Genomic DNA, 13,690 nt, shown 5'->3' with positions numbered 1-13,690 from the left:
CAGCGGTCGCGTACGGGGTCGGGCACTGGGGGCACCCCGGGTGCTTCCGGTTCTTCGGATGCCTCGGGTACCTCTGGCGTCGGCCCCTGGTCGAACGAGGTCAGCGGACGGTCTCCAGCACCTCCGAGGCGCCCAGCGCCTCGGCGATCGCGCTGAGCGCGTCCTCGGCGTCCAGGGCCTTCAGCTCCTTCTCGCTGACGCCGAGGTCGTCGAGGATCTCGCTGTCGCCGACGGGGCTGTGCGGGACCGCCTCGGCGGCGCCGCCGTCCTCGTCGTCGTCCGAGTCGCCGTCCGGCTCCTCGGTGCCGTCGAGGTCCAGGGAGTCCAGGTCGGCGTCGTCGTCGCCGGGCTCCCTGCCGAGCAGTTCGTCGGTGAGCAGGATCTCGCCGTAGCTGCTGCGGGCAGCGGCGGCGGCGTCCGAGACGTAGATACGAGGGTCGTCCTCGCCGTCGATCCGGACGACGCCGAACCAGGCGTCCTCCTGCTCGATGAGCACGAGCACCGTGTCGTCCTCGGGCGAGGCTTCACGGGCCAGGTCGGCCAGATCCGACAGGGTCTCCACATCGTCGAGCTCTGTGTCGCTCGCTTCCCACCCGTCTTCGGTGCGCGCGAGCAGTGCGGCGAAGTACACCGTGACTCTCCCACTGGTCATAGGCGTGCCGGTTGGGCTTCCCCCCGGCGGAGGTTGCGGGTGGGGAGGCTCGGGGTCCGAGCCCCACCCACTCGGAATCGTGGCAGAAACAAGGCGTTCAGGGGACGTCTTCGGCTCCCTGTGTCCGGCAGTTTTGATCGCGCGGGCCCGAGGGGTTCCGCGAGCACGTCCGTAAAGGACTCACCAGCGCACTCGTTGCCACCACGTGCGGATCGTACGCGGCTTTTCCAGGTGTCCACGCACGCCCACCGCCGCAATGCCCCCGAGAGCCGCCGATCTTGCCCTACGGCTCGCCCTACCAGCGGAACGTTCGCATGCGCATCGCGTGCCGCAGGCGGGCCGCCTTGGCGCGGCGCGGCTGGACGCGGTCCCGCAGTTCGCGGGCCTCGGCGAGCTCCCGCAGGAACTGGGCGCGCCGCCGGCGGCGCGCGGCGTCGCTCTCCGCCTGCGTGTCCTGCGTGTCCTGCGCGTCCCGCGTGTCCTGCGCGGGGCCCGCTGGGGACTCAGGTTCAGGCATAGGCTCACCACCCCCGGTAGGTCTCTCCCACTTTCCCTCCGATGGGCGGTTTGATGCCAGCGCACGGGTGATGTCCTGGCCCAGGGCTTGCGGTGCGTGAGGACGCTGGGCCTACCTGGCCCGGTTACTGTTGTGGACATGCGTCTCCACGTCGTCGACCACCCCTTGGTCGCCCACAAGCTCACCACGTTGCGCGACCAGCGCACCGACTCCGCGACCTTCCGCCGGCTCGCCGACGAACTGGTCACCCTGCTCGCCTACGAGGCCACGCGGGACGTGCGCACCGAAGCGGTCGACATCACGACCCCGGTCACCGACACCACCGGCGTCAAGCTCTCCCACCCGCGCCCCCTGGTCGTGCCGATCCTGCGGGCCGGGCTCGGCATGCTGGACGGCATGGTCCGGCTGCTGCCGACCGCCGAGGTGGGCTTCCTGGGCATGATCCGCAACGAGGAGACGCTCGAGGCCTCCACGTACGCCACGCGCATGCCGGAGGACCTCTCCGGGCGTCAGGTGTACGTCCTGGACCCGATGCTCGCGACGGGCGGCACGCTGGTCGCGGCGATCCAGGAGCTGATCAAGCGGGGCGCCGACGATGTGACGGCCGTGGTGCTGCTGGCCGCGCCCGAGGGCGTCGAGCTGATGGAGCGGGAGCTGGCGGGGACGCCGGTGACGGTGGTGACGGCTGCGGTGGACGACCACCTGAATGAGCACGGGTACATCGTTCCCGGGCTGGGGGACGCGGGGGATCGTCTTTACGGGGCGGCCGAGTAGGGGCGGACAGAACGACGCCCAGTCGCCGTAGGGGTGCGGCTGTGTGTCGGCTGCTTGCCCGTTGTGGCTTGTCGCTCCCCCGAGTTGCTCGAGTTCGCTCGAACAAGGGGCACCCCCATCGCGGCGGAGCCGCATGCCGACACAGCCCGGCACCCCTGGGGGGCGTCGCTCAGCAGGCATTCCCGGAAGCGGAGGGCGTCGGCTCGGGGTTGGTCAGCGCGGCCAGTGCCTTGTCCGCGTCCTTCTTCTTCGTCAGCGCCTTGAAGGCGTCGCCGATGATCAGGTCCACGGCCTTGCCCTTGCGGGCGGCGTCGGTGCGCCGTTCGGCGGAGGTGAGCTGGGTGGCCAGGACGGGCAGCGAGGTGCTCTCCGACGATGCCGGGCCGAGCAGTAGCCCCGCGCCCTTGACCTTCTTGTCGAACTCCTCGGTCGCGTTGCCCACGTCGCCGATCTTGAACCCGCGCTTCTTCAGCTCGTCCGCGGTCTGCTTGGCGAGCCCGCTGCGGGTGGTGGCGTTGAAGACGTTGACCGTGATCCCGCCCGGCTCGGGCAGGGGCGCCGTCGCGTCGGCCGAGGGGGCCACCGTGGTCTCGCAGTCGGCCTTGGGACCGGCTGCTGAAGCCTTTCTGCCGTTGCCGGTGAAGACGTCGATGAGCTGCAGCGTCCCCCAGCCGAGCATGCCGAGTACGGCGACCGAGGCGACGGCGAGGACCACGAGCCTGCCGCGCCGCCGGGGACGGCGCATCCGCGGGTACTTGTTCCCCCTGATCCGGTACTGGCCGCCCATGCCCGGGGGAGTCAGCATGCTCATGGGCGCAGCGTAGTGCGCCCGGGCGGCGATGCCTACCGGATGATCATTCGATACGGCTCAGTCCAACCCGAAAGGGGCAACAAGCTGACGCGCGGGGGCGTCGACCCGTTCCGGACCCGCGCCGACCCGCGTCGACCGCCTCGACCGCCTCGACTCGGCTCCGTCCGGGATCCGGCCGGTTCGTCAGTCCAGTTCCAGGACTCTCGCGTGCAGCACCTGACGCTGCTGGAGCGCCGCGCGCACGGCGCGGTGCAGGCCGTCCTCCAGATACAGGTCGCCCTGCCACTTCACGACGTGCGCGAAGAGGTCGCCGTAGAACGTCGAGTCCTCGGCGAGCAGGGTTTCCAGATCGAGCTGGCCCTTGGTCGTCACGAGCTGATCGAGGCGGACCGGGCGCGGCGCGACGTCCGCCCACTGCCGGGTGCTTTCCCGGCCGTGGTCGGGGTACGGCCGGCCGTTTCCGATGCGCTTGAAGATCACACGGAAAGCCTACCGGTCAAGACGTTCCGGGCGCAGCCATGGCGACGGAGTGCGACGCTGGAAAAGCCGGGGCAAATCGGGGCGAAGCGGCGAGGTGTGAGGGAACCGTGGCCGGATCGGAAGCCGGAACGGGCCTGAACGGACGCCGGGTGGCGGCCGGTGGTCGGTGGTCAGTGGTCGGTGGTCAGTGGTCGGCGGCCGAATGGTCGGCGCATGGGGCCGAATGGTCGGCGCATGGGGCTGGATGGTGGATCCCATGGGGCCGCGGGGCGGATCGGTGGTCCGCGTGGTGGTCCGTGTGGTGATCGGCGTGGCGGTTGGCTGGTGGTCCGTGTGGTGATCGGCGTGGTGGTCGGCTGGTGGTCCGTGTGGTGATCGGCGTGGTGGTCGGCTGGTGGTCCGTGTGGTGATCGGGGTCGCCGTCGGTTGGCCGGCCCGTGGTGGGTGCGGTGGTGGTCGGTCGGTGGTCCGGGCGTGGCGGGGCCGGCGGTGGGTGGTGGCAGGGCGGGCATGCGGAGACACAGCGGAGCGGATGCGAGCGGAGGCCCGACATGAGTGATCGTGAGAGCGCGCGGAAGGCCGGTTCCGGGACCGTGCCGCCGGCCGTTGCCCCGGAGGGGCGCGGCAGTGCTCCCGCGCTGCCGCGGGAGGCGCTGGAGATCGCCGCCGGGTACGCCTTCTCCGGTCCCGCCCTCGACCTCGGCGCCCTGCTCTGGGACGGGCGGTGCCTGCCCGACGCGCAGATCCGTATCCCGCTGAGCGTGCTCAACCGGCACGGACTGGTCGCGGGCGCCACCGGCACCGGCAAGACCAAGACGCTCCAGCTGATCGCCGAGCAACTGTCGGCGCAGGGCGTGCCCGTGTTCCTGGCGGACATCAAGGGCGACCTGTCCGGGATCTCGGCGCCGGGGCAGTCGAACGACAAGGTGCGGTCCCGTGCCGCCGAGGTCCACCAGCGGTGGGCCGGGACCGGCTTCCCCGCCGAGTTCCACGCGCTCGGCGGCATCGGTCACGGTATCCCCGTACGCGCGACGATCACCAGCTTCGGTCCCGTCCTGCTGTCGAAGGTCCTGCGGCTCAACCGGACCCAGGAGCAGTCCCTCGGCCTGATCTTCCACTACGCCGACACCAAGGGCCTGGAGCTGGTCGACCTCAAGGACCTCAGGGCCGTCGTCGCCTTCCTCACCTCCGACGAGGGCAAAGCGGAACTGAAGAACATCGGCGGGCTCTCCACCGCCACGGCCGGGGTGATCCTGCGGTCCCTCACCGCTATCGAGGCGCAGGGCATGGCGGACTTCTTCGGGGAGCCCGAGTTCGACACGGCCGAGTTCCTGCGGACGGCACCGGACGGACGGGGCGTCGTGTCGGTCCTCGAACTGGCCGCCGTACAGGACCGGCCGCGGTTGTTCTCCACGTTCCTGATGTGGCTGCTCGCCGATCTCTTCCACGATCTGCCCGAGGTCGGTGACGCCGGCAAGCCGAAGCTGGTCTTCTTCTTCGACGAGGCGCATCTGCTGTTCGACGGCGCGTCCGAGGCGTTCCTGGACGCGATCAGCCAGACCGTGCGCCTCATTCGCTCGAAAGGGGTCGGTGTCTTCTTCGTGACGCAGACCCCGAAGGACGTACCCGCCGAGGTGCTGGGCCAGCTCGGCAACCGTGTCCAGCACGCGCTGCGCGCGTTCACCCCGGACGATCAGAAGGCGCTCAGGGCGACGGTGAGGACCTTCCCCAACTCGGCGTACGACCTGGAGGAACTCCTCACCGGCCTCGCCACCGGCGAGGCGGTGGTGACCGTGCTGAGCGAGAAGGGCGCGCCGACGCCGGTCGCCGCGACCCGGTTGCGGGCGCCGGAGTCGCTGATGGGGCCGATCGAGGCGGGCGCGCTGGAGCGGGCGGTGACGTCGTCCGGGCTGTACGGGCGGTATGCACAGGCTGTGGACAGGGAGTCGGCGTACGAGCGGCTGCGGGCGTCGGGTGGCGCGAAGGGGCCCGACGAGATGCGGGGAGCCAAGGGGCCCGACGAGATGCGTGAGGCTGCTACCGCCGGGGAGCGCAGGGCTGGGGAGAGGGCCGAGCAGAAGGAGCAGGCCTCGGTCGTCGAGCAGGTCGTCGGGAGCGGCATGTTCAAGTCCCTGGCTCGGTCGATCGGCACGCAGATCGGGCGCGAGATCACCCGGTCGATCTTCGGGACGGCGCGGCGGAGGCGGTAGACCTTCGGTGGTGCGGCGGAGGGTCGGCTCCCGTGGGAGACCGGTCCTCCGCCGCGCCCGTGTCAGCCGCGTTCCCGGGTCTTCGGGGGCTGCTGCGGCTTCGGCTGCTTCGCTTGCGGTTTCGGGGTGTTGCGTACGGCTTCGGCGCGCAGCAGGGCGCGCAGGACTGCGTAGTGGTCGGTGGGCATGACTGTGCTCCTGTGCTCCTTGTGTCGTACTGACTGACCTCGTCGCGGGGTCTGTCAGCAGCGCAGGACCACGGTGCGCAGGATGTGCGGGACGTACGGCGGACGCGGGGGCGCGTCGCGGAGGCGGACCGGGACGGCGGGCGTCGGCATCGGCGACGGTGCGGGCGCGGGTGCGGGACCACACCGCCGTACGGTGCCGCGCCGGTCGGCGCGGACCGGTGGCCGTAGGGCCGGGTCGAGGACGTCGTGCTCGGCGACCTCGCCGGAGACCCCGAGCACCGCGGGCACGGCGTGTGCCTGGGCGTGCGCGCCCGGCACCAGCAGGGCGAGCAGCAGCACGAGGGCCCGCAGCCAGGTGCGGCTGTGCGGGAGGTTGCGCGCGGTGCTCACGGGAGGTCATCTCCCCGGTCGACGTACGGCGTTCATCGCGTCGGACGGGAGATCCGCCCGCTCGGCGTACCGGTGCGCGGCGCGTATCACAGCTTGTGCGGGACCTGGCGGGCCCGCTGCCGCATCCGGAACCCGGTGACGATCTCTACGACGCCGACCGCCACCAGCCACCACCCGCCGAGCAGTGTGAGCACGGTGACCGACTCGATCGGGGAGTCGATCAGCACGATTCCGCCGAGGATGGTGACGACGCCGAGGAGGATCTGCCAGCCTCGGGCCGGCATCGACCTGTCGGAGGCGGCGGCCAGGGTCTGGGTGATGCCGCGGATGAGCCAGCCGATGCCGATCCACAGGGCGAGCAGCAGGATCGACTGCATCGGACGGCGGAAGCAGAACAGTCCGAGGAGGACCGACAGCGCGCCGCTGATGAACGCCAGCACCCGCAGGGAGGTCGTCTTGTGCGTGCCGAAGGCGGCGACCAGTTGGAAGACGCCGCTGATCAGGAGGTAGAGGCCGAAGAGGACCCCGGATACGAAGAGCGAGGCGTCCGGCCAGACCAGGATCAGGACGCCCAGGGTCAGGGAGGCGACGCCGGTGAGCAGGACGACCTGCCAGGCGGCGCGGGAGAGGGCGTGCAGGGGGCCTTCGAGGGGCGGCTCGGGCTCGTGGGCCGTCCCTGGTCCGGGTGGGCGGCCGGCGTGCACCCGGCGGTCGTCGTAGTCGCGGCCCCCGGCAGGGCCGGTCGGTGCCTCGGTCATGCTCCATGCTGGGAACGAGGCCGGTCGCGGCGCCATTTGGGGCGGGCCAGTCGACTGACAGCCGCTGCGTGGAGCAGGAGCGCGCCGGCTGCGGGGCGGTGGGGGTGCGCGGTGATGCCTGCGGCGCCTGTGCGGGTTCGGTGCGGGTTCGCGTAGCGCCTGCGGGTGCGTTTGTGGGTCGGGGCCGGGCCGGGGGTACGTGCCCTACTTCCCCGCTGCCTTCGCCGCCGCCTTCATCTCCTGCTTGTGGGCGCGCACCTTGGCCAGCGACTCCGGACCGGTGATGTCGGCGACCGAGCGGAAGGACTTGGGTTCGCCGTAGGCGCCGGCCGCCTCCTGCCAGCCCGGGGGCGTCACGCCCAGCTGCTTGCCGAGCAGGGCGAGGAAGATCTGTGCCTTCTGCTTGCCGAAGCCGGGCAGGTCCTGGAGTCGGCGCAGCAGTTCGCGGCCGTCGTCGACGCCCTTCCAGACGAGCTCGGCGTCACCGTCGTAGTGCTCCACGAGGTACTGGCACAGCTGCTGGATCCGCTTGGCCATGGACCCCGGGTAGCGGTGCACGGCCGGCTTCTCCGAGAGCAGGGACGAGAAGGCGTCCGGATCCTGGGCGGCGATGTCGTGGGCGTCCAGGTCGTCCGCGCCGAGCCGGTCCGCGATCGTACGGGGTCCCTTGAACGCCCACTCCATCGGAACCTGCTGGTCCAGCAGCATGCCGACCAGCGCGGCGAGCGGGCTGCGGCCGAGGAGTTCGTCCGCCTCGGGGTCCTGGGCGAGGTGCAGTGTGACGTCCATGACCCGATCATGCCGCGTGGGCCGTCCCTGCGCGCGCGGGGGGCAGGGGCGCGCAAGGGGTTCGCGCCCCTGCCGGTCAGGGGCGCCAGTAACCCAGCGCGTTCACCCGCTGCTTCGGCAGGCCCAGCTCCTTGCGGACGTACGAGATGAGGGCCCGGGTCGTCGTCGTGTCGCAGGCGATCCAGACGTACGGGTCCGGGGTGCCCTTGAGGAGGTCGGGGAGGGCTTCCTTCACCTGGGCGACCAGGTGGGCGCCGGCATCGCGCCTCGGCAGGGTGCGGACGTCGTGGCGGGAGGGGTCGGTGCGGAAGGGGAGGCCGCCGTCCTGGCCGCCCTCGAACCACACCGTCGCCGGGGCCGCGTCCAGGGCGTCGAGCAGGGAGTTGAGGGCGGGGAGGGAGGCCGTGTCGGCGATGGCGAAGACGTGGGAGGGGGCCGGGTCGGGGTCGGTGAAGCCCGTGCCGTGGACGGTCGCCTCGATCGTGTCGCCGGGCTCGGCCGTGCGTGCCCAGTCGCTGGCGACACCCTCGTGCAGGGCGAACTCCAGGCTGAAGGTGCCGGCCGCCGAGTCCGGGTCGACCAGGGTGTAGGCCCGCTGGTGGGGCTTGCCCGCGTTGTCGAACCACAGGCGGACCCACATGGTGGGGTGGACGCCGGTCGCCGCCAGCATGCCGCCGTCCGTGAGGTGGACCCGGCGGTAGTGCGAGGTCACGTCCTCGGCGCCCGTCACCGTGAACACGAAGTCCTTCGCGCGCAGCAGCTTCAGGACCGCGCCCTCCCAGCCGTGCCCCTGCCCCATGGCTTCTTCACCCTTCGCGTACGATTCCTGCCCAGATTACTTAGGGAAGGCTAACCTAAAGCATTGGAGGGACACAGGGTGACGGGTGAGATCTACCGCGACGCCTGGGGCATTCCGCATCTCCGCGCGGCCGACGTGACCGAACTCGCCCGCGCCCAGGGCCGGGTCACCGCCCTCGACCGGGCCTGGCAGCTGGAGGTCGAACGGCACCGGGCGCGGGGCACGTCCGCGTCCTTCCTCGGCGCCGAGGCCCTGCCCTGGGACCGGTTCGTCAGACGGGCCCGCCTCGACGACACCGCGAGACGGTGCTTCGCCGAACTGGAGAGACGGGACCCGGAGACGGCGGGGTGGGTGCGGGCGTACGTCGACGGGGTCAACGAGGGCCTGGGTGCGGGCGCGGGGCGTACGCCGGAGTTCGCGCGGGTCGGGCTCGAGCCCGGCCGCTGGGAACCCTGGACCCCTCTCGGTGTCTGGCTCGGCATCCACATCCTGTTCGCCGGCTTCCCGGCCAAGCTCTGGCGCGAGCAGGTCGTCCGGCACCTCGGCGCGGACGCGGTCGGGCTGTTCGCCACCGACGGGCCCGGCACCTCCGGCAGCAACGGCTGGCTGGTGAGCGGCGAGCGGACCGTCACCGGGCACGCGATCATCGCGGGCGATCCCCATCGGTTCATCGAGGAGCCCGGCGTCTACCAGCAGATCCAGCTGTCCTGCCCCGAGTTCGACGTCGTCGGTCTCGCCGTCCCCGGCATTCCGGGCATCGCCCACTTCGGCCACACCGGCACGGTCGCCTGGGCCATCACCAACGCCATGGCCGACTACCAGGACCTGCACCGGGAGCGGCTGCGGCGCACCGGGGCGGGTGTGGAGGCCCTGGGCCCGGACGGGGTCTGGCGGCGTGCCACGCGGCACACCGAGGTGGTGGAGGTCGCGGGGGAGGAGCCGGTCGAGGTCGAGGTGATCGAGACGGAGCGGGGGCCGGTCATCATCGGAGGGCCGGACGGGGTTCCCGAGGCACTGCAGGAAGGTTTCTTCGGTGAGCCCTCGGCCGTTGCCCTCCGCTACCCACCCCGCGTCACCGCCGACCTCGGCTTCAGCGCTCTCCTCCCCCTCCTCCGCGCCCGCCGGGTCGCCGACGTCGACCGTGCCGTCGAGCTGTGGGCGGAGCCCGTCAACGTCGTCCAGGCCGCCGACACCGAGGGCGGACTGCTGCACCGGGTGGCCGGCCGGGTGCCGGTGCGCTCCGCGGCCAACCGCACCCGGCTCGTGGCCGCCTGGGAGCCCGGCCACGACTGGCAGGGCTGGCACGAGACGCCCCGTGGCGGGCTCACCGACGGCATCGCCGCCATGGCCAATCAGCGGGGCCTCGCCACCCCCCTGGGCGTCGAGTTCGCCCCGCCCCATCGCGCCGACCGCATCACGGCGCTGCTGGGGGAGAAGGCCCGCTGGTCCGCCGCCGACATGCCGGCGATCCACATGGACACCCGGCTGGCGTCCGCGGAACCCCTGCTGGACCTCCTGGGCTCCCTCGACGGACTCACCCCCGAGGCCGCCCGGGTCCGGCGGACCCTCCTGGCCTGGGACCGCCGCATGGACGCGGGCAGCGAGGCCGCGGCCGTGTACGCGGCGGTGCGCAGTGCCGTCGTACGGCGCCTCGCCGCCCACCCTGCCTTCGCCGCACTGTCCGCACCGCCCCCCTACCCGGAGGTCCTCCTCCCCTGGCTGGCCCTGCTCCCGCGCGTCGGCTTCGCTCTCGAACACCTCCTGCGTGCCGAGGAGTTGTACGGCGTCGACCGCGCCGGGACCGTCCGTGCGGCGGTGGAGGAGGTGGCCGCTGAGCGGCCCGCGGGCACCTGGGGCGACACCCACCGTCTGGCCCCCTGGCGGGCGCTCCCCGACCCGTCGTACGACGCACCCGGTCTCTCCGGCGACCACGACTGCGTACTGTGCACTTCGGCCGTCCCCGGCCTCACCGACCTGAGCGCGCGCGGCCCGGCCGCCCGCTACGTCTGGGACCTGGCCGACCGGGAGGCCAGCCGCTGGGTGGTCCCGCTCGGCGCCTGCGGCATTCCCGGTTCGCCGCACCACCGCGACCAACTCCCCTTGTGGCTGGCGGGAGACCTGGTCCCGGTCGTCACCGATTTCACCAAGCTCGAACTCATGAAGGAGTCCGATGTCTGAGCAGCCCCCGGCCGTCCGCGCCGGCGTCCGCGAGCCCGTTCACGAACAGGTCGTCGACGGCTTCGGCACCGTCCGGATCCGGCCCCTCGACCCGCGCGCGGACGCCGACGTCGTCCATGGGTGGGTCAGCGAGGAGCGGGCCTCCTTCTGGGGCATGAACGGCCTGAGCCGGGAGCAGGTGGCCGAGATCTACGCCCACATGGACACCCTCGACACCCACCACGCCTTCCTGGTCCTGCGGGACTGCGACCCGGTCGCCCTGCTCCAGACGTACGAGCCGGAGGCCGATCGCGTCAGTGAGTGCTACGCCGTCCGGCCCGGCGACATCGGCGTCCACCTGCTGCTGGCGCCCGCCGGGGCAGGGGGCGGGCGGTCCGGCTGGACCTCGGCGCTGCTGACGGTCATGACGTCGTACCTCTTCCTCACCCTGGACCGGCAGCGGGTGGTCGTGGACCCCGATGTGCGCAACGAGAAGGCCATCGCCCGTTTCCTCAGGCAGGGTTTCACGGCGGGCCCGGCGGTGGTGCTGCCGGAGGTGGACCTCCCGGAGGTGTTCATTCCGCGCAAGGACGCCCAACTCGCTTTCCTGGAGCGGGCGGTAGCCTTTCCGTCGTGACCGACGTGACCCCTGAAGACCTCGTCGCGCACTACGCCCTGGAGCCGATCCCGCGCGAGGGCGGGCTGTTCCGGCAGACCTGGGCGGGGCCCGACCTCGGCGACGGGCGGCCGCAGGGCACCGCGATAGTCGTCCTGCTCACCGCGGACGACTTCTCGGCCCTGCACCGTCTGCCGTCCGACGAGGTCTGGCACTTCTACCTGGGCGACCCCCTGGAACTCCTGCTCCTCGCCCCCGACGGCACCTCCCGCACCGCCGTGCTCGGCCCCGACGTGCTGCACGGCCAGCACATCCAGTTCACCGTGCCCGCCGGTACCTGGATGGGCGCGCGGGTGGTGGCCGGCGGGTCCTGGTCCTTCTTCGGCTGCACGATGGCCCCGGGGTTCACCTACGAGGGCTACGAGCACGGCGAGCCGGCGGAGCTGACGGCGCGCTATCCGGCGGAGGCCGCGCGGATCGCGGCACTGTGCCGGCCGTGAGCGGCGGGGCGGGGAAACCCGGCGTCGCCCCCGGGTGAGCGTGGCGCGCCCCGCGTCCGTATGTATCCGCGAGGCCTCGAGTCCGACGACGGAGATGTGACAGACGTGGGGTGCGATGACCGACCACAACCGCGGTACCGAACCCGTCCGAGGTACCGCCCGCAGCGGAGCCGCTGTCGGACCCGGCACGGCCGGCGGCGACTTCAACGGCTGGTGCTGCTGGGCACCCTGCTGGTCCTGTTCCTCGCCGGCGGCACGGGATCCGCGTCGGCCCACGCCGCCCTCCGCTCCACCGACCCCGAGGACGGAAGCCTCCTCAAGTCGGCCCCCCGCCATCTCACCCTGAGCTTCACGGAGTCCGTCGGCCTGCTCGAGGACTCCTTCCGCGTCCTGGACCCGGACGGTCGCCGCCTGCGCACCGGCGAGCCGCAGCACGCCGCGGAGGGCGCCGACACCGCGCGGGTCACGCTGCCCGCGAGGCTGGCGCAGGGGACGTACACCGTCGCCTGGCGGGTGGTCTCGGCCGACAGCCACCCCGTGTCCGGCGCGTTCACCTTCTCCGTCGGCAAACGGTCCCTCACCATGGCCCCGGTCGACACCGGCCCCACCGAGGACCCGGCGACCAAGGGCCTCTACAACATCGCCCGCTATCTGGCCTACCTCGCCGCCGCCCTGCTCATCGGCACGGCGACGTTCATGGCGGTCTGCCGGCCGCCGGAGGCCCCGGTGCTCGGCCGGCTGCTGCGGACCGGCTGGTGGACCCTCCTCGCCGCCACCCTGGCCCTGCTGGTGCTGCGCGGCCCGTACGAGGCGGGTGAGGCCCCGCTGGGAGCGCTGAGCGCCGACTCCCTCACGCGCACCCTGACCAGCCGCCCGGGCGCCGTCCTGGTGGCCCGCCTCGCCCTCCTGCTGGTGGCCGCCGGCTATCTCCTACGGCTGTCCGGGCGCCGCCGGCCCTACGGCTGGTCCGGCGCCGTCCTCGCCGTGGGCCTCGCCGTGACCTGGGCCGCCGGTGAGCACGCCTCGGCGGGCATCCAGGTGCCGGCGGCGATGACGTCCGCCGCGCTGCACCTGCTCGCCACGGCGGTCTGGCTGGGCGGCCTCACGGCCCTGCTCGTCACCCTGTACCGCGCCCACCTGACCCCTGCCTCCGTCACCCGCTTCTCGCGCCTCGCGTTCGCTTCCGTGACCGTCCTCGTCGTCACCGGCGCCTACCAGTCCTGGCGCGGCCTCGGCTCCTGGGACGCGCTCACCGGCACGACGTACGGCAGGCTCCTGATGCTCAAGCTGGCCGCGGTGGCCGTGCTCCTCGGGGCGGCTGCCGTGTCCCGCCGCTGGACGGCACGGCTGGCGACGACGACGGTGGACGCGGAGGCGGTCGTACGGGAGGTCGTACGCGAGAAGGTCTCCGCGCCGGTGCCTGAGCCGGTGGGCGGCCCGTCGTTGCCGGAGTCGCCCGACGCGCCGCCGAACGCGTCCGACGCCTCGCCGGAGCCCTCCGGCGCACCGGAGCCCTCCGCCCACGCAGGCTCCGCACAGGCAGGTTCAGGCTCCGATCCCGCCCACCGCCGTGCCCTGCGCCGCTCCGTCCTAGCCGAGGTCGCGGTCGGTGCCGCCGTGCTGGCGGTCACCACGGTCCTCACCAGCACCCTGCCCGGCCGGGCGCAGGCCGAGGCGGCGGCGCAGGCGCCCGCCGTGGTCGGCGCGTCGGTCACCACCGTGCCGTTCGACGTGGGGACCCCCGGCGGCCGGGGCAAGGTCCAGATCACCCTCGACCCGGGCCGGGTCGGCGACAACTCCATCGAGGCCCTCGTCTACGGCCCCGACGGAGGCGTCTCGATCGTCCCCGAGCTGCGCGTCTCCTTCACCCTCCCGGCCAAGGACATCGGCCCCCTCGACGCCGAGCTCACCGACAAGGGCGGCTACTGGGCCAACAGCTTCCTCAACCTGCCCATCCCCGGGAAGTGGGAGATGAAGGTGACCGTCCGGACGTCGGAGGTCGACCAGGTCAGCGTGACCCGCACGGTGGTCGTGCGCTGACCCTCGCTT

Annotated in this window: 15 protein-coding genes; 6 read left to right on the top strand and 9 right to left on the bottom strand. The window is 72.4% G+C overall.

Annotated features, from left to right (window positions below):
* Positions 1-100 precede the first annotated feature (100 nt).
* Both ACIBAG_RS42465 and ACIBAG_RS42460 read right to left on the bottom strand, forming a co-directional pair.
* Positions 101-631 carry a hypothetical protein gene (locus ACIBAG_RS42465; protein ID WP_399113109.1) on the bottom strand — a complete coding sequence of 177 codons (531 nt, stop codon included), beginning with the start codon at positions 629-631 and terminating at the stop codon, positions 101-103.
* Between the two features lie 316 nt (positions 632-947).
* On the bottom strand, positions 948-1,169 hold the full coding sequence (locus ACIBAG_RS42460; protein WP_399113051.1) for a hypothetical protein: 222 nt from the start codon (positions 1,167-1,169) through the stop codon (positions 948-950).
* 138 nt (positions 1,170-1,307) lie between these two features.
* Here ACIBAG_RS42460 and upp point away from each other — a divergent pair, with 138 nt between their 5' ends.
* Entirely contained in the window at positions 1,308-1,943 is a 636-nt protein-coding gene (gene upp / locus ACIBAG_RS42455; RefSeq protein WP_399113050.1) for a uracil phosphoribosyltransferase, read from the top strand.
* Positions 1,944-2,112: 169 nt separating this feature from the next.
* Here upp and ACIBAG_RS42450 read toward each other — a convergent pair whose 3' ends face one another.
* Positions 2,113-2,730, bottom strand: a complete 618-nt coding sequence (locus tag ACIBAG_RS42450) for a LytR C-terminal domain-containing protein (protein ID WP_399113107.1) — start codon at positions 2,728-2,730, stop codon at positions 2,113-2,115.
* A 207-nt stretch (positions 2,731-2,937) separates the two neighbouring features.
* Positions 2,938-3,234 carry a type II toxin-antitoxin system VapB family antitoxin gene (locus ACIBAG_RS42445; RefSeq protein ID WP_003999914.1) on the bottom strand — a complete coding sequence of 99 codons (297 nt, stop codon included), beginning with the start codon at positions 3,232-3,234 and terminating at the stop codon, positions 2,938-2,940.
* 551 nt (positions 3,235-3,785) lie between these two features.
* Here ACIBAG_RS42445 and ACIBAG_RS42440 point away from each other — a divergent pair.
* A complete protein-coding gene (locus ACIBAG_RS42440; RefSeq protein WP_399113048.1) occupies positions 3,786-5,444 on the top strand; it encodes a helicase HerA-like domain-containing protein in 1,659 nt (552 codons plus the stop codon).
* 62 nt (positions 5,445-5,506) lie between these two features.
* On the opposite strand, the gene ACIBAG_RS42435 is transcribed toward ACIBAG_RS42440, so the two are convergent.
* The 5 genes from ACIBAG_RS42435 to ACIBAG_RS42415 form a co-directional block, all read right to left on the bottom strand.
* A complete protein-coding gene (locus ACIBAG_RS42435; protein WP_399113046.1) occupies positions 5,507-5,632 on the bottom strand; it encodes a hypothetical protein in 126 nt (41 codons plus the stop codon).
* A gap of 54 nt (positions 5,633-5,686) precedes the next feature.
* A complete protein-coding gene (locus ACIBAG_RS42430; RefSeq protein WP_399113044.1) occupies positions 5,687-6,022 on the bottom strand; it encodes a hypothetical protein in 336 nt (111 codons plus the stop codon).
* Between the two features lie 86 nt (positions 6,023-6,108).
* A complete protein-coding gene (locus ACIBAG_RS42425; RefSeq protein ID WP_399113043.1) occupies positions 6,109-6,780 on the bottom strand; it encodes an HdeD family acid-resistance protein in 672 nt (223 codons plus the stop codon).
* A 204-nt stretch (positions 6,781-6,984) separates the two neighbouring features.
* Positions 6,985-7,569, bottom strand: coding sequence for an HhH-GPD-type base excision DNA repair protein (locus ACIBAG_RS42420; protein ID WP_399113041.1), 585 nt, complete (start codon positions 7,567-7,569; stop codon positions 6,985-6,987).
* 76 nt (positions 7,570-7,645) lie between these two features.
* Positions 7,646-8,368: a siderophore-interacting protein gene (locus tag ACIBAG_RS42415; RefSeq protein ID WP_399113039.1), complete on the bottom strand. Its 723-nt coding sequence runs from the start codon at positions 8,366-8,368 to the stop codon at positions 7,646-7,648.
* Positions 8,369-8,446: 78 nt separating this feature from the next.
* Here ACIBAG_RS42415 and ACIBAG_RS42410 point away from each other — a divergent pair, with 78 nt between their 5' ends.
* The 4 genes from ACIBAG_RS42410 (at position 8,447) to ACIBAG_RS42395 (ending at position 13,681) form a co-directional block, all read left to right on the top strand.
* The gene (locus ACIBAG_RS42410) at positions 8,447-10,546 is read left to right on the top strand and encodes a penicillin acylase family protein (RefSeq protein ID WP_399113105.1); all 2,100 of its coding nucleotides are present in this window, start codon (positions 8,447-8,449) and stop codon (positions 10,544-10,546) included.
* Positions 10,539-11,162: a GNAT family N-acetyltransferase gene (locus ACIBAG_RS42405; RefSeq protein WP_399113037.1), complete on the top strand. Its 624-nt coding sequence runs from the start codon at positions 10,539-10,541 to the stop codon at positions 11,160-11,162. Before ACIBAG_RS42410 ends, ACIBAG_RS42405 begins: the two co-directional genes overlap by 8 nt.
* Positions 11,163-11,167: 5 nt before the next feature.
* The gene (locus tag ACIBAG_RS42400) at positions 11,168-11,641 is read left to right on the top strand and encodes a cupin domain-containing protein (RefSeq protein ID WP_399113103.1); all 474 of its coding nucleotides are present in this window, start codon (positions 11,168-11,170) and stop codon (positions 11,639-11,641) included.
* A gap of 213 nt (positions 11,642-11,854) precedes the next feature.
* The gene (locus ACIBAG_RS42395) at positions 11,855-13,681 is read left to right on the top strand and encodes a copper resistance protein CopC (RefSeq protein ID WP_399113036.1); all 1,827 of its coding nucleotides are present in this window, start codon (positions 11,855-11,857) and stop codon (positions 13,679-13,681) included.
* Positions 13,682-13,690: the final 9 nt, after the last annotated feature.

Source organism: Streptomyces sp. NPDC051243 (genome assembly GCF_044455405.1).
In the GTDB taxonomy this organism is placed as follows: domain Bacteria; phylum Actinomycetota; class Actinomycetes; order Streptomycetales; family Streptomycetaceae; genus Streptomyces.
This window is presented reverse-complemented; position numbering and strand designations above follow the sequence as displayed.